At 44.5% G+C, this 21,383-nt stretch carries 16 protein-coding genes and 2 pseudogenes; 10 read left to right on the forward strand and 8 right to left on the reverse strand.

Annotated elements, in window-relative coordinates; genetic code table 11:
• Positions 1-107 precede the first annotated feature (107 nt).
• Positions 108-1,325, reverse strand: a complete 1,218-nt coding sequence (locus NZD89_RS26915; protein ID WP_268005702.1) for an IS110 family RNA-guided transposase — start codon at positions 1,323-1,325, stop codon at positions 108-110.
• Positions 1,326-1,685: 360 nt separating this feature from the next.
• Here NZD89_RS26915 and NZD89_RS26920 point away from each other — a divergent pair.
• Positions 1,686-2,319: pseudogene (locus NZD89_RS26920) on the forward strand (IS6 family transposase).
• Positions 2,320-2,507: 188 nt separating this feature from the next.
• Here NZD89_RS26920 and NZD89_RS26925 read toward each other — a convergent pair.
• Positions 2,508-3,893, reverse strand: coding sequence for an MFS transporter (locus tag NZD89_RS26925; protein WP_268005703.1), 1,386 nt, complete (start codon positions 3,891-3,893; stop codon positions 2,508-2,510).
• A gap of 290 nt (positions 3,894-4,183) precedes the next feature.
• Entirely contained in the window at positions 4,184-5,788 is a 1,605-nt protein-coding gene (locus NZD89_RS26930) for a sigma-54 interaction domain-containing protein (protein WP_268005704.1), read from the reverse strand.
• Between the two features lie 285 nt (positions 5,789-6,073).
• Here NZD89_RS26930 and NZD89_RS26935 point away from each other — a divergent pair, with 285 nt between their 5' ends.
• The 5 genes and pseudogenes from NZD89_RS26935 to NZD89_RS26955 all read left to right on the forward strand — a co-directional run bounded on the left by NZD89_RS26935 (position 6,074) and on the right by NZD89_RS26955 (position 10,553).
• Positions 6,074-6,874, forward strand: coding sequence for an SDR family NAD(P)-dependent oxidoreductase (locus NZD89_RS26935; protein WP_268005705.1), 801 nt, complete (start codon positions 6,074-6,076; stop codon positions 6,872-6,874).
• 32 nt (positions 6,875-6,906) lie between these two features.
• Positions 6,907-7,908 carry a zinc-dependent alcohol dehydrogenase gene (locus tag NZD89_RS26940; protein ID WP_268005706.1) on the forward strand — a complete coding sequence of 334 codons (1,002 nt, stop codon included), beginning with the start codon at positions 6,907-6,909 and terminating at the stop codon, positions 7,906-7,908.
• Positions 7,909-8,087: 179 nt separating this feature from the next.
• On the forward strand, positions 8,088-8,579 hold the full coding sequence (locus NZD89_RS26945) for a 2,4'-dihydroxyacetophenone dioxygenase family protein (RefSeq protein WP_268005707.1): 492 nt from the start codon (positions 8,088-8,090) through the stop codon (positions 8,577-8,579).
• A gap of 40 nt (positions 8,580-8,619) precedes the next feature.
• On the forward strand, positions 8,620-9,609 hold the full coding sequence (locus NZD89_RS26950; protein ID WP_268005708.1) for a phosphotriesterase family protein: 990 nt from the start codon (positions 8,620-8,622) through the stop codon (positions 9,607-9,609).
• A 245-nt stretch (positions 9,610-9,854) separates the two neighbouring features.
• Positions 9,855-10,553, forward strand: a pseudogene (locus NZD89_RS26955) (IS6 family transposase).
• A 245-nt stretch (positions 10,554-10,798) separates the two neighbouring features.
• Here NZD89_RS26955 and NZD89_RS26960 read toward each other — a convergent pair.
• Positions 10,799-11,548, reverse strand: coding sequence for a hypothetical protein (locus tag NZD89_RS26960; RefSeq protein ID WP_268005709.1), 750 nt, complete (start codon positions 11,546-11,548; stop codon positions 10,799-10,801).
• Positions 11,549-11,744: 196 nt separating this feature from the next.
• Between NZD89_RS26960 and istA the strand changes: the two genes are divergently transcribed.
• Entirely contained in the window at positions 11,745-13,235 is a 1,491-nt protein-coding gene (gene istA, locus NZD89_RS26965) for an IS21 family transposase (RefSeq protein ID WP_268005360.1), read from the forward strand.
• Positions 13,222-13,962: an IS21-like element helper ATPase IstB gene (gene istB / locus NZD89_RS26970; protein WP_268004193.1), complete on the forward strand. Its 741-nt coding sequence runs from the start codon at positions 13,222-13,224 to the stop codon at positions 13,960-13,962. The genes istA and istB overlap by 14 nt, the downstream gene beginning before the upstream one ends.
• 54 nt (positions 13,963-14,016) lie before the next feature.
• On the opposite strand, the gene NZD89_RS26975 is transcribed toward istB, so the two are convergent.
• From NZD89_RS26975 to NZD89_RS26990, 4 genes are all read right to left on the reverse strand, one after another.
• Positions 14,017-16,536, reverse strand: coding sequence for a beta strand repeat-containing protein (locus NZD89_RS26975; protein ID WP_268005710.1), 2,520 nt, complete (start codon positions 16,534-16,536; stop codon positions 14,017-14,019).
• 246 nt (positions 16,537-16,782) lie between these two features.
• Positions 16,783-17,493 (reverse strand): hypothetical protein, encoded by a 711-nt coding sequence (locus NZD89_RS26980; protein WP_268005711.1) that lies wholly within the window; start codon positions 17,491-17,493, stop codon positions 16,783-16,785.
• Between the two features lie 11 nt (positions 17,494-17,504).
• Positions 17,505-18,368, reverse strand: a complete 864-nt coding sequence (locus NZD89_RS26985; RefSeq protein WP_268005712.1) for a tyrosine-type recombinase/integrase — start codon at positions 18,366-18,368, stop codon at positions 17,505-17,507.
• 206 nt (positions 18,369-18,574) lie between these two features.
• A complete protein-coding gene (locus NZD89_RS26990) occupies positions 18,575-19,441 on the reverse strand; it encodes a helix-turn-helix transcriptional regulator (RefSeq protein WP_268005713.1) in 867 nt (288 codons plus the stop codon).
• A 251-nt stretch (positions 19,442-19,692) separates the two neighbouring features.
• Here NZD89_RS26990 and NZD89_RS26995 point away from each other — a divergent pair, with 251 nt between their 5' ends.
• Together NZD89_RS26995 and NZD89_RS27000 are read left to right on the forward strand one after the other, a co-directional pair.
• Positions 19,693-19,926 (forward strand): hypothetical protein, encoded by a 234-nt coding sequence (locus NZD89_RS26995; RefSeq protein WP_268005714.1) that lies wholly within the window; start codon positions 19,693-19,695, stop codon positions 19,924-19,926.
• 112 nt (positions 19,927-20,038) lie between these two features.
• Positions 20,039-21,289, forward strand: coding sequence for a hypothetical protein (locus NZD89_RS27000; protein ID WP_268005715.1), 1,251 nt, complete (start codon positions 20,039-20,041; stop codon positions 21,287-21,289).
• The last annotated feature ends 94 nt before the right edge of the window (positions 21,290-21,383 follow it).

Consider the following 21,383-nt stretch of genomic DNA (forward strand, 5'->3'; position numbering starts at 1 on the left):
CTCGCCAGTTCCGCTCACGTAACGAAAATACCAAGTTCTTACGCCTCTACCGTGAAAATGGCATAAAAAAGCTCCCGTGTTCTCCGTCTTAGACATATATGGATATTTCAGGAAGTTGGTTGAACTATGACTGTCAAACCGAGTTTCTCCAGAGAATGCAAGTGACGACGGATAACTCGTTCTCGGTTCCGCTCTTCGTGGTACGTTGGCCCAAGGTCCTCGTATTCTGTCTGATTGACCAGCATGTGATAGATGATAATTAACATGTAGTGACCGACTGCCACGGCTGCTCTCTTGGATCCCCGACGCGCAGCGATTCGGTGATACTTAGCGGACAGATAGGTATTCTTTGTTCTGGCGGCGCCACGTGCGGCTTCGATTAACGCTTCTCGTAACCAAGGATCTCCCTTGCGGGTCTTGCCACTTCGTCGTTTACCCGCACTTTCATTGTTGCCTGGACACATTCCTGCCCAGGACGCCAAGTGTTGCGCACTTGGAAACCTGCTCATGTCGGTACCGATCTCCGCCAGTATCAGTTCCGCCGTCCGCTCGCCAATTCCAGGTATCGTCTGGATTCTCCGGAGATCTTCGTCAAAAGGGCGCATTCGCTGCTCAATTTCAGCACTTACTTCCTCGATCAACTCATCAAGGTGATCGATGTGCCGAAGCTGAACAGCAAGCATCATCTGCTGGTGCGGACGAACAACACCGTGCAATGCACGTTTCAGTTCTGCGGTCTTGTTACGGAGGCGTCCCTTCACGATCTCCTTGAGCCGTGATTCATCCATTTTTCCACCAATGAGTTCAGTGAGGATGGCTCGACCCGATACGCCAACCACATCACTTGCCACCGATGCCAATTTGATATTTGCTCCTTCAAGGACTTTCTGGAGGCGGTTGACTTCATTGGCACGTTCCCGGACGAGAGACTTGCGGTACCGGACCAGTTCCCGAAGTTCACGCTGATTTCGGTCAGGGATATAGCTCCCCTTGAGCAGGCCATGGCGCAGCAGGTCCGCTATCCATTCAGCGTCCCGAACATCCGTCTTTCGACCCGGAACCTGCTTGATGTGCTGGGCATTGACGACCAACGCCTCGAGATCCCTGTCTTCGAGAAGGTTGAAGATCGGCTTCCAAAAGACGCCCGTACTTTCCATCGCCACATGCGTACATTCATGACCGAGAATCCACTTTATGAGCGACTCAAGGTCATCCGTCATCGTTCCGAACGTCCGAATCTCCTTTATCTCCGGCGTGATCACACAACCAACGACCTTCTTCTTGTGGACATCCAGTCCGCAGCATCGCTCGTGTACAACCTGCATAATGCTGCCACTCCTTACCCAAAGAAGTACAGCCACGTGGCGACCGATGCGATAGGAATTCTACCGTACGTGCTTCCCGACAGCGGGAGCGACAAATCGTGGTGCTCCAAGTCGCCAACTCCGTCTTATGCACGGACTCGTGGTACCAGGGGGCGACGAGCTCCGTGTGGCTGTCTAGCGACGTAGTAGATCACGGATCTACATTTTCATAGATTGTGGTGCCGCCAGGCGGCATGGGGGTCTTATGTGACAACAATTTTAGGGCTCACTGCAATACAGTTGTCTTGCAAGGTTCTGGTGCAAAAACAGCAGGCGTGCTAGTATTGTCCGGATAAACTTCAGGGATGAGGCTGGCATATTATGAATGCGTTCAAATGGAAGCACTTCGAATCTCATATTATCCTGATGGCGGTTCGGTGGTATTTGCGATAACGCTTAAGTTACCGGGACATCGTCGAACTGCTAAAAGAAAGAGGAGTTCAGGTTTCTCATACCACAATCATGCGCTGGGTCCATCAGTTCGGTCCAGAGTTGGACAAGCGTATTCGACGTTATTTGAAGCCGACCACCGATTCCTACAGAGTTGACGAAACCTATATTAAAGTAAAGGGGAAATGGACTTATCTATATAGAGCAGTAGACTCTAAAGGGCAAACTGTTGACTTCATGCTGTCTTCGAGTCGAGATGTCAAAGCTGCAAAGCGGTTCTTCAGAAAAGCGCTTTCTTCTCCACACAATCAAACGGCCGCGAGTCATCACCGTAGATAAAAACCCTACTTACCCTCCGGCACTACAACAATTAAAGGACGAAACGGAGATACCGCAAGAAACCTCCATCCGGCAGACGAAATACCTGAATAACATTGTTGAACAAGATCATCGATTCATCAAGAAAATCACGAATCCGATGATGGGGTTCAAATCGTTTCAAACTGCCGACTATACACTCAAGGGCATTGAGGCTATACACATGATAAGGAAAGAACAGCTCTAGTCACCTCACGTACCCGCCTTTTCCATCGCAGATTTTATTAGTGACCTTTTCCACTTCGCTGCATAACACCCCAAATCAACGATATTAGGCCGCAATTCTATCTTGCTTTTGATTTTTGCACCAGAACCAAAAAAAGAGAATGAGGTGGGACGGGACGGGCGTCCACCTCATTCTCAACTGTTAAAGAATTACTTAGGGATATTACAGCTTTCTACACGAACTAATGCTTTGTCAGCTTTCTTAAACTTACCGATTGTTTCTCTTGTGAAGAACGCCATTAAAATAGCCGCTATAAACATCAATCCTGACAAGAAATACAATCCGTAGACATATCCAGTCGCACTTGCAAAACCGCCTCCAAGGCCGATTAGTGGACCGAGAACTAATGGGGACATACCACCAATACCTTGCCCAACCATGTTTAGCCCATTACCCACTGCGAGTGAACCTTTTTCCGCAGAGTCACTAGATAGAGCGTAGAGAACAGGATATATTCCGTTTGTAGCTACACCAGCGAATAGTTGAACAAAAATCAACCAAGCCAAGTCGATTCTTGTGAATTGCAAAAGAATCATTGCTGCTGTCAACCACAAAAAGCAGAATATCAAAACGAATTTACGGCCAAATTTATCGGACATAAATCCCCAAAAGATTTGCCCAAGACCACCTGTGATTGTGAAAATAACGCTATATGCAGCTGCTTGTGCAAAGTTGTAATGGGCTACAAATGCTAAATACGGTGTGAGCCAGAATCCTAATCCTGTGTAAACAGCGAGGCCAAGACCAGAACAAATGGCGGGAACCAGAACATTCGGATTTTTTAACGCCCTCTTTAGAGCACCTGCCGGAGCACGGTGGGTAGACTCTTTGTCGAATCCACCAGCAAGTGGTGAAGTTAAATTATAGGTTTCGAATTGACTAGAAACCTTTTCGTAACGACGCTTAGTGGAAAAGACCCAATAGATAACCAATATAGGCAATGTAGCTAACGGCAAAATAAGAAATACAAGTCGCCAGTTTTGTGGACCAAATGTTGCAAGTATACCTGATACTGCAAAACCACCAATCAGCGTTCCCCAAGGATAACCCGTATGATGCGCACCTTGTGCAAAACCACGTCGTTCAACTGGCCACCATTCAGCAACCGTTGTGACTTCTACTGATTCACCAGCTCCACCAAACATGTTCTTCACAGCTTGGAGTATAAAGACACTGAAAATGGAATGCGTAAGAGCACCTATTCCGGTAAATATCGAGAATATTGTGTACCCGATTGCGATGGGGACCTCTCTAAATTTTCTTCCCCATCCATGTATACCTTTGTCAGACCATCTTGAGATTGGGAGTACAAGTACCGATTGTGCCAGTGTTACAAATGCAGTGAACATACCAAGAGCAGATGGAGTTAAATGAAATTCCTTAACAATAGAAGGTTGCACTGTGAAGAAGAAATTTCTCATATTAGCGTTCATGGCGTATACGAGCCAAAGAGCTAATAATGCCATCCACGAGATGCCAAATCCAAAAGGTATCTTACGCTTTTTATTCGTAACCTTTTCCGTACTTAAAGCCATTCCCTTTTCCCTCATTTCCCCTTTTGTTTTGAACAGTTAACCCTCGAATAGTTTTGGACACGCTCCTTTTTACATCTGTAATCGCTTACAATTAGGTTGGCGCCTTTACCTGATTAAAAGCAATAATTGTGCCAAAGCAATTAAAATCACATTTTCTTGGTGGTAAATAGATAAAACATGTCAGTATAAGAGCGATGGGGACTTATTCTAAAAAAAAACTGTGCAAAAATGCACAGTTTGAGCATTTTCGCACTCGTGATGTAATATTTTAGGAAAATGGGGAGAGCCCTTCACTTTAGTATTAGACCAAGCTTGTTTATCTTACGAACCAAAGTAGTTCGGTGAATACCTAATTGCTCTGCAACCATGTTAATGTCCCCTAACTGTCTCCATGCCTCTTTAATGATTTCGGACTCAACGTTTTTAATAATTTCATTAAGATTTTTGGAACCCGTTTTTTTAAATAAACTTTCAGATCGAAGATTAACGGGTAGATCTTGAGGATTTATAGTATCCGAATCTGCGAGTACCACTAATTGCTCCACAACATGTTGGATTTCTCTAACATTCCCTGGCCATTGGTAATTTTCAAAAACAAGATAAACAGCTTTTGACAATGTAACTGAGCGGTTATACTTTTGATTGTATTTAACCAAGAAATGGTCCGTTAAAGCATATATATCTTCTTTTCGTTCACGGACCGGGGGGATTTGGATAGGAACGACAGACAAACGGTAGTATAGGTCTTCTCTAAATTTTTTCTCTGTAACTAATTGTTTTAAGTCTTTATTGGTGGCTGCAATAACTCTTACATTCACCTCACGTGAAGTGGTTTCACCAACACGCCGTATTTTTCTATCCTGGAGGAAAGTCAATAATTTCACTTGTAATTGATACGGCATTTCTCCGATTTCGTCTAAAAAAATAGTTCCATTATGGGCCACCTCAAGCAACCCTGGCTTTCCACCTCGCACTGCACCAGTAAATGCACCGCTTGAATATCCGAATAATTCAGATTCTATAAGTTGTTCTGGTAATGAACCACAATTGACTTCAATAAATGGATTTGATGATCTAGGACTTAATTTGTGGATAGCTCGAGCAACAACATTTTTTCCTGATCCGGTTTCACCTAAGATTAAAACGGTGGAATCAAAATTAGACACCTTTTTAATTTGGATTTTAATATTATTAGTTAAACGACTATTCCCAATTAAATCAGGTACGTTAACTACTTGAGAACGAAGCACTTCTAATTCTGCACGTTGGGTGTTATTAGCAATCTCCTGAGCCCTAAGGGATTCTTTTACTTGGTTGAGTTCTGTCATGTCATAAACCGTATTTAAGACCTTCAATAAGCAACCATTCTGATTGAATATAGGGTTCCCAGTAACTAGCCACATTTGGTTACTATCTTTCGTTCTTTGCAAAATAGAAACTGTTTGTCTTTTCTCTAAAACCTTTACTGTAATAGAGGAGTCAAAGTACCCTCGATAAATCAACTCGGAAATGTGTCGTCCTATAACTTCATGCCCATTTATGCCTGTCATTTCTGAATATCTCTTATTGATCTGAAGAGTGAATCCTCTATTGTCTGAAATGTAGATGCCATCATGTACTGAATCAATAATTTTTTGTAGTTCATCGACAGTTTGTGCTTCATTTCCCTTTGCATAGGTTGGTCCGATAGAAATCATAAAAAGTGTTATATCATCAAAATGTAACTTATTTATAGCTAGGTCATGTTGTGTTCCATTCAGAAGACAAGAACTGTAGAAGTCATCGTCTGGAGTATCACGGATAAGAGAGATGGATTTACTACCAATCTGGTTACAAGATTGGTCCTTTGCTGTTTGATTACAATGCAATAATTCACCATGTTGATCAAATATCATGGTTGGGTACTCCATGTATTCGATGAACTTGTCCAGTTGTGTAGTCTGTATAATGCTCTTTTCTTTCGTTAAGAGTCGATTCAAAGTAATCATCCTCCACTTATATGTAAGCGCATTCTCGATGAGTATTGTAACATTATTATCTATGTGCAAATATGCACGGAATTGCATTTTTGCACAAATTAAATAAAAATTCAGTCGACAGAACGAATGAATCCATACAGTGAACACTTCTTACAAAAGAGTTCTTTTGGAACATTTATCAATGACAAGGTGGCATGGATTTTGCTTGTAAAACAAATGAATGCGTATTCAGGACTGGAGGAAAAGATGATGTTCGATCTATCGGGGAAAAAAGCATTTATTACTGGCGGAAGCGGAAGCCTTGGAAAAAGCATATCTAAAGCTCTAGCTTCTGCTGGTGCCGAGGTCATAATAGCCGGGATAGAACAACTAGATAAGTTAAAAGACATACAACGTGAGTTTGAAAGTGATGGGTATAAGGCATCTGTTATGCATTTAGACGTGTCGAATCCCCAACATCTTCAATCCCTTACAGAGACACTTAAAAATGACCACGGGCATATTGACATTCTGGTTAATGGAGCAGGAATAAACGTACGAGGTCCGATTCTTGAGACTAGCATTGAGGATTGGGATAGGGTTGTGAATATTAACCTCAGAGGTACTTTCTTTGTATCTCAGGCAGTGGCTCGCCTGATGTTCGAACAAAACAGCGGAAAAATAATTAATATATGCTCCCTATCGAGTCACATTGGATTGCCAAATATGGGACCATACTGTGCATCTAAAGGTGGAGTTAATCAAATTACAAAAGCAATGGCTATCGAGTGGGCATCGTGTATACAGGTAAATGCCATTGCTCCTGGATATTTCCACACTGAGCTAACAGCGCCTCTCTTTAAGAACCCAGAATGGTATAACTCAATCTTGAAACGGATCCCACAGGGGAGGACCGGTGTACCAGAAGATTTAGCCGGAACAGCTATTTTCTTAGCTTCTGATGCTTCGAACTATATAACGGGTCAAACGATATATGTTGATGGTGGATGGATTGCCTCGTAATAATTGTCAAAAGAAATGAAGGTGAAGAGAAGATGTTAGCTGCCGTTAAAACGGAAACAATCAGAGAAATCATTTTAGAAAACAGAGATATTCCTTCCCTAGCTCATGGTGAGGTTCTAATAAATGTGGATTATTGTGGTATTTGTGGAAGTGACCTGCATGCATTCAATCACTCCAAAGGGTACGAGTTTGTAAATAAACCAATCATTCTTGGTCATGAAATATCGGGTAAGGTTGTTGAATGCAACGATCCAGAGTCCGAATACTTAATTGGGAAAAAAGTTATCGTTGAATCAATGCACTATTGTGGACATTGTGAGAATTGTAAAAACAGTAGATATTCCATTTGTGAAAGCAACAAATGTATTGGCCTTCATTTTGATGGCGGAATGGCTGAGTTCGTTAAAACAAAATCTAAATATGTAAGGGAAATACCAGACGGGCTCCCATTGAGTATTGCAGCACTAAGTGAACCGTTGTCCATTGCTATTCATGCAGTAAATCGTGCTGGAGAAATCAATCAAGGACAGACCGTTCTTGTTCAGGGGCCTGGTATCATTGGTTTTTTTGTTGCCTTAGTTTGCGTAGAAAAAAATGCAAAAGTTATATTATCTGGCTTGGAACGTGATTACGAAAATCGTCTATCAAAGTGTCTGGACTTCGGTATTACTCCCCATATTGCTGATAAGTCTTCTTTAAGCGAAAAGGTTGATATTGTTTTTGAATGTTCAGGGTCCAATGTTGCAGTAAAAAATGGTTTCAACAATTTGAAAAAGGGCGGTAGAGCTGTCTTTGTAGCTTTGTACGAACAAGATACAAATTTATTCCTGACTCAGCTTGTTAGAAATGAGTGGCCAATCATAACAAGTTACGGATGTGGACCAGTGGACTATGTGTCTGCCTTTAATATTTTGCAAAAATATCAAAATAAACTTAATAACGTTGTAGGCTTTTATCCCCTATCCAAAGTTAATCAGGCTTTTGATAACAGCTTGAACCAGGATGTGTTAAAAGCTGTATTGTCGATGGAATGACGCAAGTTGTGTAACGGTGTGCAATTATGCACACTTTTGTTCCTGTTAGTGTCAATTTTATAAGGGAAATAGCACATCTATAAAGATTTTCGTGAGATTTGGCTTTTGGCATGATTCTTGCTTAATAAAGAGTATCAGAAGAAATTTGTGTTTCATTTTACAAAATTGGAGGTAATACAATGTTGGCTCTAGACTTAAACCAATTTACAGAGAAATTCACGTTACCTGACCAAGCTATTGATTCAAATGATATCCCATGGGTCCCTACATTCGAGGATTCTGATGCTGTGTTTTTTAAACCAGTACGGTTTGACCTGACCACAGGAAATTGGATTCATATATCGAAATTTGTAGCAGGCAAAGGTAACACTCGTCATCGCCATACTGGAGGTCAAGTTGTAGCTTATACTCTCCAAGGGCAATGGAGGTATCTCGAGAGGGAGTGGGTTGCTAAACCGGGAACCGTGATTTTTGAACCACCAGGGGATATTCACACTCTAGTAGTTGATGGTGACCAAGATATGATTACGTTGTTTTGTCTTAGTGGGGTTATTCAGTATTTCGATGAAAATGGAAATGTGGCACTGAATGATGATTTGTATTACAGAATGAAGAGATATCATGATTATTGCGAACAAAATAATATACCAATACAGAATCTTACATTTTAAGCGAGCAAATCGTAAGCGAATTCATTAAGGGGGTATAGAAATGCCGACAATCAACACCGTTACAGGCCCGATTGATAGTTCACAGCTCGGTTATACACTTGTACATGAACACCTCCTTCTCCGTTCTGAAGCCGTAGCTGTACAATTCCCTCATCTATATGATGATGACGAGAATTACCGTAAGGCTATTGAACAGGTTACCGCAGTAAAATCTAGGGGAGTTAAGACAATTTGCGACCCAACTGTCATGGGGGTTGGTCGGGACATCCGTTTTTTAGAGCGAGTCTCTAGAGAGACAGGTGTTCAAGTAGTTGCCGCTACAGGTGTCTACTCTTACAACGAAATTCCTCAAATATTCCAAAATCGTGATATCGATTTCCTAGCTGATACTTTGGTAAGGGATATTGAAGTTGGGGTACAGAACACTTCAATTAAGGCTGGTTTTCTCAAGTGCACAGCCGATGCGCAAGGTATTACACCGGATCTAGAAAAGGTGTTTCGTGCAGTAGCACGTGCACAAAAACGGACTGGTGTTCCAATCATGACCCATTCTCATCCAGCGACAGAAAACGGGCTTAAGCAGCTAGATATTTTTGAAGATGAGGGTGTCGACCCAAGATTTATCATGATCGGTCACTGCGGGGATACAGACGATGTAGACTACATTACAAGAGTTCTTGATAGAGGAGTATTTATCGGAATGGACCGCTACGGTCAAGCACCATTACCTTATGAACTAAGAAATGTAACTCTTCTGGAACTCATTACAAAAGGATATTCTGAGCGCATGTTTTTATCTCAGGATTATTGTTGTAGTTTTGACTGGTTCCCTCCTGAGCACGAATTTTATAAGAACTATCCCAAATGGTCTATGACATTCCTATTGGATGAGGTTATCCCGGAACTTCGAAGTAAAGGTGTTACGGATGAACAAATTTCAACAATGATGTACGACAATGTACAGCGCTGGTTTGGTGGTACGTATGAGTTACCTTCTAGCTCTGTAAGCCAATCGGCTTCTATAAGTTAAAGGTGGTAGGGGGCTATATGCCCCCTTATAAGTGTGTCCGAAAAATAACTAAATATTAAAATAAAGAGGTGTGGGAGTAATGGCATTGTTTCATTATATTGTTAAATGTAATCAACCCGTAGGGATGGACCCATTAGATTTTTGGAAGCTTTGGCAATCCGAAGCTGATGGAGCTGGTTCTGGTGCAAAAACACCATGCATGCTAGTATTGTCCGGATAAACTTCAGGGATGAGGCTGGCATGCTATGAATGCGTTCAAATGGAAGCACTTCGAATCTCATATTATCCTGATGGCGGTTCGGTGGTATTTGCGATAACGCTTAAGTTACCGGGACATCGTCGAACTGCTAAAAGAAAGAGGAGTTCAGGTTTCTCATACCACAATCATGCGCTGGGTCCATCAGTTCGGTCCAGAGTTGGACAAGCGTATTCGACGTTATTTGAAGCCGACCACCGATTCCTACAGAGTTGACGAAACCTATATTAAAGTAAAAGGAAAATGGGCTTATCTATATAGAGCAGTAGACTCTAAAGGGCAAACTGTTGACTTCATGCTGTCTTCGAGTCGAGATGTCAAAGCTGCAAAGCGGTTCTTCAGAAAAGCGCTTTCTTCTCCACACAATCAAACGCCGCGAGTCATCACCGTAGATAAAAACCCTACTTACCCTCCGGCACTACAACAATTAAAGGACGAAATGGAGATACCGCAAGAAACCTCCATCCGGCAGACGAAATACCTGAATAACATTGTTGAACAAGATCATCGATTCATCAAGAAAATCACGAATCCGATGATGGGGTTCAAATCGTTTCAAACTGCCGACTATACACTCAAGGGCATTGAGGCTATACACATGATAAGGAAAGAACAGCTCAAGTCACCTCACGTACCCGCCTTTTCCATCGCAGATTTTATTAGTGACCTTTTCCACTTCGCTGCATAACACCCCAAATCAACGATATTAGGCCGCAATTCTATCTTGCTTTTGATTTTTGCACCAGAACCAATCGGAGCGGTATCCTGAAGTGACTGATGCCACTCATGGCCACAATCAGTTTTAGGTCATGGAGTGAAAACAAAGTTCATTAACTTATCTAGCATAGAGGTACCCAAAATAATACTCAATAGACTTAAACAAAGATGGGGGCTCGAGCAAACGCTCAAGCCCCCTCATGACTCAACTGGACATTACAGAGTCAAAGTACCTGTAGCGCCAGTAATGGAAGAAGCACCCGAAGCAGAATCAGTAGCCGTGATTGTGCCTGTATCAGTTGACGTTGCGTCGGTCACTACAGCATATACAGTAGCCGTACCATCAGCCAACGTAGCGGTTGTAATAGCACCCGTACCTGCAGTTGCATCTGCGCTGGATGGGTAGAACGCAACGCTGGTTTTGTTAGTAAAGCCAGTAGAACCAAGCGTTACCGTGCTCGTATCACCTGTTAATGCGTTGCCTGCAGCATCTTCAGCATTGATAGTTACAGCAAACGGAGTTGCCGTAGTAATCGTGCTCGATGCCGTGCTAACACCATACTGCGCCAACGCGCCAACTTGTTGACCATAGGATACTTGACCAGCAACTCCGCTTACGCCTGTGCCAAGTTCCAAAGATGTACCCGAGATACCGAGACCCACGGTTCCACCTGTGGTGGTAGCAGTGGACGTGCTTACACCGTAAGCATTGTAGTACGGAACATTGCCATCTTGAACAGTGATGCTTGCCTTACCGTTAGCATCTGTGTAGACGTACAGCGTCGTACCAGAACCAGTACCGACACCAGAAGCATTCACGATGCCTGGGAGTACAACCGTTCCATAGTTATAGCCAGCAGCGGTGCTCCATCCAGTTGGTGTATACAGCGGAATTGGGGTAGGCTCTGTAGCATTACCAGCACCGGAACCAAGCGATTCGGTCTGTTGCAGAGTCTGACCATTCACTTCGGTAATCTGTGTATGGTCAAATAAAAATGGAGGTTTCGATCATCAGAAATTCCCTGATCTAATCATTAAGAAATCCTTGCTGATGTCATCAGGAAATCCCTGATCTGATCTGGAAATTTCCCTGGTGTATCTCTCCTAATTGTGTCATTTGCTTCTTACAATCCTCTTTGTAGAAATGCGAGGAGGAGAAAGGATGACGATGAGTATGGAGCAGATTCACCGGATCAAGGAACTGCAACTCCAAGAGAAAGGAGCGTATCAGATTGCAAAGGAATTGGGGCTAGATCCCAAGACCGTTCGGAAATACATGAAGCAGGAGGACTTCTCCCCAAGGCTGCCTGTGCCAGTGTCTAAGCCATCCAAGTTGGATCCCTACAAGCCAACCATTGATGCATGGCTTCTTCAAGATGCTAAAAATCGGTACAAGCAACGTCATACGGGGAAGCGAGTATATGACCGACTCGTGAAAAAGTTTCCGGAGTTCAACTGTTCGTACCCGACCGTGAACCGATACGTGACCGCATTTCGTCAACGCCAGCACCTTAGTAAGAAGGGCTATCTTGAACTTCAGTGGCATCCTGGAGAGGCTCAGGCTGATTTTGGTGAATGTGATGTGATTGTAAACGGCGTGCGACGCGTTACGAAGTATCTGGTGGTATCTTTCCCGCATAGCAATGCAGGATTTGTTCAGTGCTTTCTCGGTGAAACTGCTGAATGCTTATGCCAAGGATTAATGGACGTCTTTTATCATATTGAGGGTGTTCCGTCACGACTTGTGATTGACAATGCCACAGCAGCCGGCAGGCGAATTGGAGAGCTAGTTCGCCTTACACAGTTGTTTAAGCGATTCCAAGCCCATTTCGGATTTGAGATTACATTCTGCAATCCGAATAGCGGTCATGAAAAAGGAAATGTGGAGAACAAGGTTGGTTACGCTCGGAGAAATTACATGGTTCCCCTACCATCCAAAGTGTCATTGCATGAGTGGAACACTGAATTATTCGAACTATGCGATTTGGATAATAGCCGCGAGCACTACAAGAAAGGAGTACCTATCTGCGAGTTGTTTGAGAAGGACAAGGAAGCCATGCGAGCACTCCCAAACGCGCCGTTTGAATCTTGCCGATATGGGCATGTAAAGACCAACGGCTATGGCAAGTTCATACTTGATGGCAAGCACACTTATTCTTCCTCGCCGCTGTATGCAGACCGGGAGATTATTGTCCGGATCGGCGCACATTTCATTGAACCACTTGATGAAGCGGGTGACGTTATCTCTCGCCACGAAAGGGAGTTCGGTACAGAGCGGACAGACACAGTCGACTGGTTAACGATGCTAGATCAATTGATTGTAAAACCAGGAGCATGGCGAAACAGCCTGATGCGTAGCCAAATGTCCTACGAGGTTCGTGATTACATGGATGAGCAGGACAAGAGTGGGTTACGGCAAGCGTTACGCCTCATGAAGGATTTGTCTAACCAATATGGCTTGGACGTTGCGGTGACTTCGATACAGGAAGCAATTGTTCGCAAACGCACACAAGGCATTGAGGTCAATGCAGCAGTTGTTGCGGCTCGGATTGCTCACTACGGTCTGGATACGCCAGGGGAGCCTGGACCCGACATGAGCCAGTATGATGTTTTACTACCCGCATTCGGAGGTGAAGTGCATGGACCGCAGTGAGATACGACTAGAAATCTCACAATACTGCCGACAATTAATCCTGAGTCAGAATGCGGTACGGTTATGCGATTTAGAAGCTACGCCAAGACAGGAGGAGTTTCTACATAAGGTGTTCCGGGAGGAATTGGAGCACCGCGAGCGTCAGCGGAGAATTCGTTTATTTCAACGAGCTGCGTTCCCTGTACGAAAAACGCTGGAGGGGTACGAATTCAGTTCACTTCGCCTGCCCTCTACCTTGTCCCTGGATGAACTGACTTCGTGTCAGTTTGTCCAGGAGAAAAAGAACCTCGTTCTGTATGGTCCTGTCGGCACTGGTAAGACACACCTTGCCATTGCCTTAGGAACGAAAGCGTGTGAGATGGGAATTGTTACGAGGTTTTTCACCGCAGCATCCCTGGTGACACGACTGAGCGAGAGCAAACGCGCTGGATCTTTAGAACGCATAATGAAGGAACTAGAAAAGGCTCAGCTTGTGGTCATTGATGAGTGGGGTTACCTTCCGATGGACCGTGAAGAGGCGCAGCTATTATTTCAAGTGGTTGCAGCTAGTTACGAGAGACGAAGTTTGGTGATCACCACGAATCTGGAGTTCTCCAAATGGGGCGGTATTTTCACGGATGACCAGATGGCTGCTGCAATGATTGACCGTCTGGCGCACCATGGACAACTTGTTGTGTTTGAGGGAGAAAGCTACCGACTAAAACACGCATTGATGCGGCAAAAATGACCCAAACAGAACTGGAAATACACCAGGGAATTCTCGTGATAATACCAGGGGATTTTAGTTGATCACACCAGGGAAAAATCGATGATTACACCAAGGAAAAAGTGATGATAAAACCAGGGAAATCTTCTTGACAAAACACACGGTAATCCACACTGGGCTGTTCGAACCTTCAATCGCTACCGGTACCGAGGTGTTAGCGATTGGGTTACCTTGACTATCCTCAACGGTGAAGTTGAAGGTAGAAGATTGACCACTTGTAATGGAACCGCTCACCGGCGATACACTTGCCAACTTATTAACGGCACCGTTAGTAAAGCCAAATGCTGCTGTAGCCTGAGCAGAGCCAGACGTTACAGTCAGGTTCGTTGTTCCCGTATTCTTGTTGCTTACGCCAACCGACAGCAACTCAGGCGTGCTGGTCAACGGTGCATTGATTACTTTAGCACCTGTAACTGTTGCGTTCGTACCACCTGCAACAGAACCGTTAATTTGTAGTGACGTGTAGCCACCAGCAAATCCACCAGGAACCGTGATTAGGTAATATGGGTTATATGTCGTTGCACCGCTTGTTGTAGAAGCATAGTACGTAACAGTAGCCGTCGTTGCAGATACAGCGTTCAACAGGTTAACACCGTCGACTTGGTTAATCGTTCCACTGTTGCTTGCGCTCAGGTTGTAAGAAAGCGCCTGGCCGCTGAGAACTGTAGAAGCACTAACCGGTGCGAAGTAAGCAGTTGCTACATCGCCTTCACCAGCATTAATGCCGGATACAGATGTGCTGTCTGTTGCACTCACGGAGCTTGGGAGAATCCCATAAGCCGTGATGTTAGCCAGGGTCGTTGCATCACCGAAGGTTACAGAAGTGGTAAAGTCACCAGCTTCATCATCGGCAGCGGTTGATTGGCTGTTTGCAGCTGCAGAAGCCGTTGCACTGTAGTTCAACGGTTGGTTCTGCGAAACAACTCCGTTTACAACCGGGTAGAATGCATAGCCGTCGATTTCAGAGCTCGAATCAGTGACAGTCGCGGTGAATACACCAGCAGCGTTCGTGGTAAGGACTTCACCGTAATTCGAGTTAGCTGGAACTCCTTGTGCGATGGTTACATTCGGGAAGTCAGTGGTCGTTCCGTTCGAAACATATGCATTGGTTGCGTTGTTAGAGTTGTAACCACCAACCAACAGCAATTGTGCGTTTGGAACAGCATTGCCGTTAGCGTCTACTACCGTACCGGTAAGGGTAACGTCTTGACCTGCCGTAGGGTTAGTGTTGCTAACTGCGAAATTGTTAATGGAGGATGCTGTACCAGCCTGGTTCCATTCAATGCTCGTACCCGTGTTAACTGTAAGAGTCGGCGTCGAGCCAGTAACAGTGACGTTAGACGTTTGGCCAAGAACCGAATCATTTACATAAACCGTTGCCTGACCGGAAGCGTTTGTCTGTGCCGTGACCTCTTGTCCAAGGTCAGCTCCAGCACTGTTTGTGAAGTAGCCATTATCAACGTTGAACGTAAGTGTAACATTAGACTGTGCTACTCCATTTGCAGGAGGCAGTGTTACCGTAACAGGTTGCGCTGTTCCGAAGCTAGCATCGTATGCACCACCAGATACATACGGGGAGATACCTACAGAACCTGGAGCAACGAACTCAACATTTACAGCTGACGTCGAAAGGGTTGCGCCAGTGGATGTTTGGTAAGGAGCAGATGCTGTTACACTGTATGCTGCAGTTTGGCCAGATGGGCCGGTAACGTTAATCGAAGCTACACCAGAAGCATTGGTGTACACTTGATAGTCAGCAGCTGTTGCACCAACAACACCAGAGTTCGAAGAAGCTACCGCGTCACCATTCGATGTAACCGAGAGGCCTGAAGCGTAGCTACCGCCTGCAGAGATAGCGAACGTTACTTGCGTGTTAGCAAGTGGATTGCCATTAGCATCAGTCAACGTGGTGGAGAGTGTCAAAGAACCACCGTTTAGAGCAGTTGCCGGGGATGCTGTCGAACCTGTACCGCTGGTTTGACCAGTTACAGCAATTGCACTCAGGCCAGCTTCACCTTGTGCAGCACCCGTAATCTTCAAGCCAGTTTGGCCACTGAAGGTACCTTGCGCGCCAATAGCCGTCAGGATTTCGTCAACGTAGTAAGCTGGCAGGTAGGTCGTTGCTGCGGCCGACTTGCTAGCAGCTGGATCCTTAGCAGCTTGCGTGTTGATCTTCTTAACAACCGTGCCGTTAACGGTGATGGTGGTGTTACCCGTGCCTACGCCGCCAGCAACTGGAGCAGCCGTTACGCCAGGAGCCGTGATAGCCCAAGTGTGCGTCGTGCCATCCCAAGTAGCCGTGTAGCCGATCTTAGCCAAAGCTTGGTTGAAGTAGTAGACAGGGAAGAAAGCGGTGGTGTTACCGGAATCCTTGCCCGTCATTTCGTAAGGGTTAGAAAGAACAGAACCGTTAACTACGATAGGTAGTTGGCCGGCCTTGGTTAGACCTGATGTTGTTGTTGCTGCAAATGCCATCGGCGAAACCGAGCCGAGGACTACTGCTGCTGCAGCAATACCTGTAAGCGCACGTTTCAAGAGTATTTGATAGTCCCCGCATCTCCCCATTTCTGATAGCCCACCATAGTCCCAAAAAGGTTGATATTACGCGGGATTTTCATAGTCTATCCCCTTCCTTTATTCAACAGATGAAAATAGTTTGCAATATAATAGAAAGCCTTCTGATAGGATGCGTGGAAAATGAAATTCGGAATCATCCAATTGGTAAGGGAGTTAAAGTACAAAAAAAGAGGGAGACAGTGTCCCCCTAAAAAAGGAAATTGGTTATTTGGAAAGTAGGAGATCAATTTCATGCCCAAATCCGTAGTTCTTAAAGAAGTCAATTAGGGCAATCTCAAAGACCTCACGTTGACTGATATTGTTCTCTTTACTAAACCGTTTCACCAACTCATTTAGGTCCGAAACCATATGAACAGATTTAACTGTGTATACGCCCGGTACCAAATATCTTGGAACCTCGGATAGTGCAGGCATAGTCTGTTCGAGTAAACGGGTTAGCTTATCTTCATGTTGGATAAGCAAAGAAAATATAGAGGAGTATTTATCCCAGTCCGATTTATTCAACTCGGATTGTGATACATTGGAATGGCTCACTTCCTCTACAGCTGCCTCATGTTTAGGAATATAATTATGTTCCTCTGTAGACCAGACATATCCACGGGCTTGCATGTATTGAGCCATATCATGATGGCTAGGGAATCGTAGCCGTTTCGCAATGTCTTTTGCATCGGCATTTGGGTCCCGGAACTGGGCGATAATGTCAAGAGCACGGGATGCAACTACGCGGGCCTGCTTTTGATTTCGTTTAACATACGTCCCACTACGCTTGTCCCATCGATACCCTCTACGACGCATGTACTGATCTAGACTTTGGTGATTTCTCAGCTGGTACCGCTGTGCTAACTCCTCCCGAGTAGAACCACTAGACAATCCCTTCAAAATTTCATTCAGCCGTTCTTCATGGGTTTCGTCCATCCATTCCCCTCCTATAACCTATTTACTGCTTGTGAGAGATCATCAAGTGTGGCATGTGTATATACAGATGTTACGGTTAAGGAGCTATGCCCGAGTAATTTTTGAATCTGGACTACATTAACCCCTCGTTGTACTAAACTCGTTGCAAAACTATGCCGGAGCATATGTGCAGTAACCTTTTCCATCCCTAAAGACTGACTTGTACGAAAAAGAACATGGTTGAAATAAGATGGTGATAATCGTCCAGTTGTTTCCGTAGCAAAGAATCGTTCCTTAGCAGTTGCATGGCTGCGGTAGGTTTCACGATACGTATCTAGAATCGGAAAAAGTTTATCTGCAATGGGAACCGTTCGATTCTTCTTCCCCTTCCCATTGATGACACGAATACAATTTGAGGCAAAGTCCACATTTTGCATAGTTAGATTCACACATTCAGAAATTCGAAGTCCTGTGTAAAACAAGGTATATGCAGCTGCTTGTATAACCGGGTGTGAAATGTGAGCAATAAACGGTTCCAGATTGTCCTCTGGTACATGCATGCGTTCTCGTTTTGCATATCGAACAGGCTCCATGTGATCGGCAACGTTCACGCTACAAATTTCTTTTTGGATAAGAAAACGGAAAAAGGAGCGTATCCCGAACAAAATTCGATTGCGAGTAGCTGGTCCAAGTCCACGATCATGCTTGAGGAACGCGATGTATTCTTCGACATCTTCCCGAGTGGTATCCTCGACATACCATGGCCCGTTGTACTTGCGCTCATAGAATCGTTCGAAATTCCGCAAATCAGACTGATAGCCGATTACAGTCTTTTGGCTCCGTTCTGCCGTCAACAAATGATCGGTAAACAACAAAACTGCTTCGTGTGCAATCATATAGCACCCTCCTTTAATGTGAAGCCTCGCGCAAACCGCGCATAAAAAGGCATTCTGCCTAACGACCGATTTGGGTGAAGACGCAAAAAGGGTCAAGCGTGCGATAGCACCGCGTGAGCGGCTCGCGCTTGACCCTTTTTGTGGCTTCGCCCATACTCCCCTAGGCAGAAAGCCTAAATTGAATTCCTTTTCACCCTTACTTCATTCTAGGCATTCAATGCGTGTAGAACCGGCTGCTTGTTCTCGATTTTGCCCTCAAGTTCCAACAAATGAAGAGTATCCTCGATCACTCGCCGCTGGCTCGATTCACTCAAATTCTGTAGTCCAGGCACATAATGAGGCGCGTGATTCATCTGCAATGGACGCCCCAACATCCCGACAACGACATACCAGCGTCCCTCAACAGAAGCTAGGTCCAGCTCTACTTTTTCAATCGCCTGTTTTGAGTCAATTCCCCACTCCTCGGTATCTCGCCAGGACAGATTAAACCGAGTCCGTAAAGAAAGTTCCAACGGCATTGCCATAGGTTGTTCTGGATTCTCTAAGTCTGCAAATGCAAACACGGGCGGCATCCCATGTACACGATAACAGAGCAATGCACCATCTTGAATTTGTTGTAGGGACTCCAAGCGACGTATGATCACCGCCTGGTTCATCTGTATTCCCCACCATTGTAAAATGGGCGTAGGTTCAATGAACTTGAGTGCCTTACTGCTACAGTCGATATTAAAAAACTGACTAGCTTCCTGTAAAAAAGGGAAAGACTCCATAAGCGATGGCTCATTCCGTTCCGCTTTTACTGGCATCGCCCGTAATTGCTTCACCATCTCTTCCCCAAATAACTCTTCTAGAATTGATAAATCCCCCAACTCTTGCGCGGCCTTGATCATTATTCGGTGAGTTGGAACCTTCCTGCCTGTTTCAATATTTGCGTAGTAGGACTTAGACAAGCCGATCCGTTCTGACATTTCCTGTTGCGTATATCTCAATAACTTACGCTGTACCGCAATCCATGCCGAAAACTTTTCAGCTTGATCCCTAGTAATCTGTTCCGTTGTTGAGACCCTTGGCATATATACAACCTCCTTCAAGAAAACACAGGAGCAATATATTTTTATTTGTATTCTAATTGTAGCCTAAAACACAATTTTTGAGTACACACCTGCCAAAAAGAGCAAAATCAAGTAAGAAAAGAAGACAACCAGCAGATAAATACACATAAAAGAACTTATTATGTATCCTATTGTGTTGATCATAAAGTATCCCTATGGTATATTTATCCCACGATACCAATACTATTTTGTATCCTAGAAAGGTGATTAAAGTGAGTCTACGATTTTCGGGTGTCGCTATGTCAGTATCATCGTCGAAGAATGGCGAGAACAAATACGTCGAGGCAGCGGATCGAGAGAATTTTGCACGGTATAACTTTACCCTTCCGGCCAGTTCACACATCGAGAAAGGAGATATTTTCACGGCTGAAGTGATCAGCATTCGTACGTTTCGCGATCGTGTGACGCTAGAGGGAACTTTGATTGAATCCAAGCCAAATAAGTAACATCCAAATTTGGTGGGGAGTGGCGCGCGCAGCGCAGAGCTGCCCCCACCCGGGTGCTACCACTAACAGGCACCGTTATAAATATTGGAACGATATGGATTGGAGAACTCAAATGCTTAGTTCTGGGGCAGATACGCTCATCGGTCATGCAAATGTCCCCTATTCCTCGATTGTGTTCCGATCACTAATTGATGCATTGCGGGAGGCTAAAGAGCGATACGAATATGAAGCAGTATCCATAGAGATTGGGAAAAGGATCGTCCAGTATTATCCTGAGCGTTCAAAGGGTGAATGGTACGCCTTTAAGGTGTTTATTCCAAGTGGAAGCACATCATTGCAGTACATACCCATTGAGTTTCGAATATACGGAAAACAGCTATCTAAGAAGGCCAACAAATGGCCCATTGAGCTAATTTTCCGTAGTGCTACATGTTGGAGCATGCCATTTTCTGAACTATGGCGCGCAACTATTCAAATTTTATACGACCTTGCAAACGAGCCAAATGCAATTGTTAGCGAGGATGGCGAACTTCAACTACAGTCTCGAGTTTCTAGATTAGACTGGGCTCTCGACACAGACGAGCTACAGTTTTGCGCGGAGGATAAAGATCGCTTTTTAACCAGAGCTCGACACAAAGCATCTTATATAGATGAAGAACAATGGTTTGAATCCGAACATGATACCGTCGAAGAAAGCCAAACTGCAATCTACCACCGAGGAGAGGCTTTCACCGGTTTCGTATTTGGTAAAGGGATGCTATTAGTTCGCATCTATAACAAATGGATTGAGGTCTCGAAGAATGCGTCTTACAAAAACTCAAAGATATTCTTTGCTGACCTTTGGAAAGATGAAGGTTGGGATCTAAAGCAAGATGTTTGGCGTATCGAGTGCCAGTTACGTCGCGAATCCCTTCACCTCTTTACTTTGGATGATGAGCGTTCTTTTGCCGATGCGAGTATTCCTGAGGCAGTCGAAAAATTCCCGAGCGTTCTGCCATATATGTATCGTTCTTGGCTATCTTTTCGTAATCCGACGGAACACAAGAACCGTAGCTTATGGCCCTTAAACGATACATGGGACGGGCTAATTGAACGAGCTAGTAAGCAATGCGGCGTCAGTGAACGGCGGAATCTACCTATTAAATTTGACTCAGCGAGTCTAGCAAAGTCCCTACTGGGGCTACTATCCTCGTTTGCAGTTTCAGTAGGAGAACCGTCATCTAAAGACCTGTTTATATATTTACATAAATATATTGGACAAGCATTACAGATTGACGATGTTCAGTGGCGGATTGAGCAAGCCATCCGCGAAAAGGCTGCCCAAAACGGGATTCAACTACATCAGAAATCAGAGTCTGCCTAAGGGTGGGATACTTTTGAGGTATTACGTCCAAAGTGGAGCTTGCCTCCTATTGGGTCTCGCGTTTGCGGGAGTCTGCATGTACTTTCACGTTCCA

The organism is Alicyclobacillus fastidiosus (assembly GCF_026651875.1).
GTDB lineage: Bacteria > Bacillota > Bacilli > Alicyclobacillales > Alicyclobacillaceae > Alicyclobacillus > Alicyclobacillus fastidiosus.

Bases quoted from the DNA above. Each gene is read 5' to 3' on its own strand.
- NZD89_RS26945 (WP_268005707.1), top strand. From the start codon at position 8,088: ATGTTGGCTCTAGACTTAAACCAATTTACAGAGAAATTCACGTTACCT.
- NZD89_RS26980 (WP_268005711.1), bottom strand. From the start codon at position 17,493: ATGGACGAAACCCATGAAGAACGGCTGAATGAAATTTTGAAGGGATTG.
- NZD89_RS27000 (WP_268005715.1), top strand. From the start codon at position 20,039: ATGCTTAGTTCTGGGGCAGATACGCTCATCGGTCATGCAAATGTCCCC.
- NZD89_RS26940 (WP_268005706.1), top strand. From the start codon at position 6,907: ATGTTAGCTGCCGTTAAAACGGAAACAATCAGAGAAATCATTTTAGAA.
- NZD89_RS26950 (WP_268005708.1), top strand. From the start codon at position 8,620: ATGCCGACAATCAACACCGTTACAGGCCCGATTGATAGTTCACAGCTC.
- NZD89_RS26985 (WP_268005712.1), bottom strand. From the start codon at position 18,368: ATGATTGCACACGAAGCAGTTTTGTTGTTTACCGATCATTTGTTGACG.
- NZD89_RS26930 (WP_268005704.1), bottom strand. From the start codon at position 5,788: ATGATATTTGATCAACATGGTGAATTATTGCATTGTAATCAAACAGCA.
- NZD89_RS26915 (WP_268005702.1), bottom strand. From the start codon at position 1,325: ATGCAGGTTGTACACGAGCGATGCTGCGGACTGGATGTCCACAAGAAG.
- NZD89_RS26990 (WP_268005713.1), bottom strand. From the start codon at position 19,441: ATGCCAAGGGTCTCAACAACGGAACAGATTACTAGGGATCAAGCTGAA.
- istA (WP_268005360.1), top strand. From the start codon at position 11,745: ATGACGATGAGTATGGAGCAGATTCACCGGATCAAGGAACTGCAACTC.
- NZD89_RS26925 (WP_268005703.1), bottom strand. From the start codon at position 3,893: ATGGCTTTAAGTACGGAAAAGGTTACGAATAAAAAGCGTAAGATACCT.
- istB (WP_268004193.1), top strand. From the start codon at position 13,222: ATGGACCGCAGTGAGATACGACTAGAAATCTCACAATACTGCCGACAA.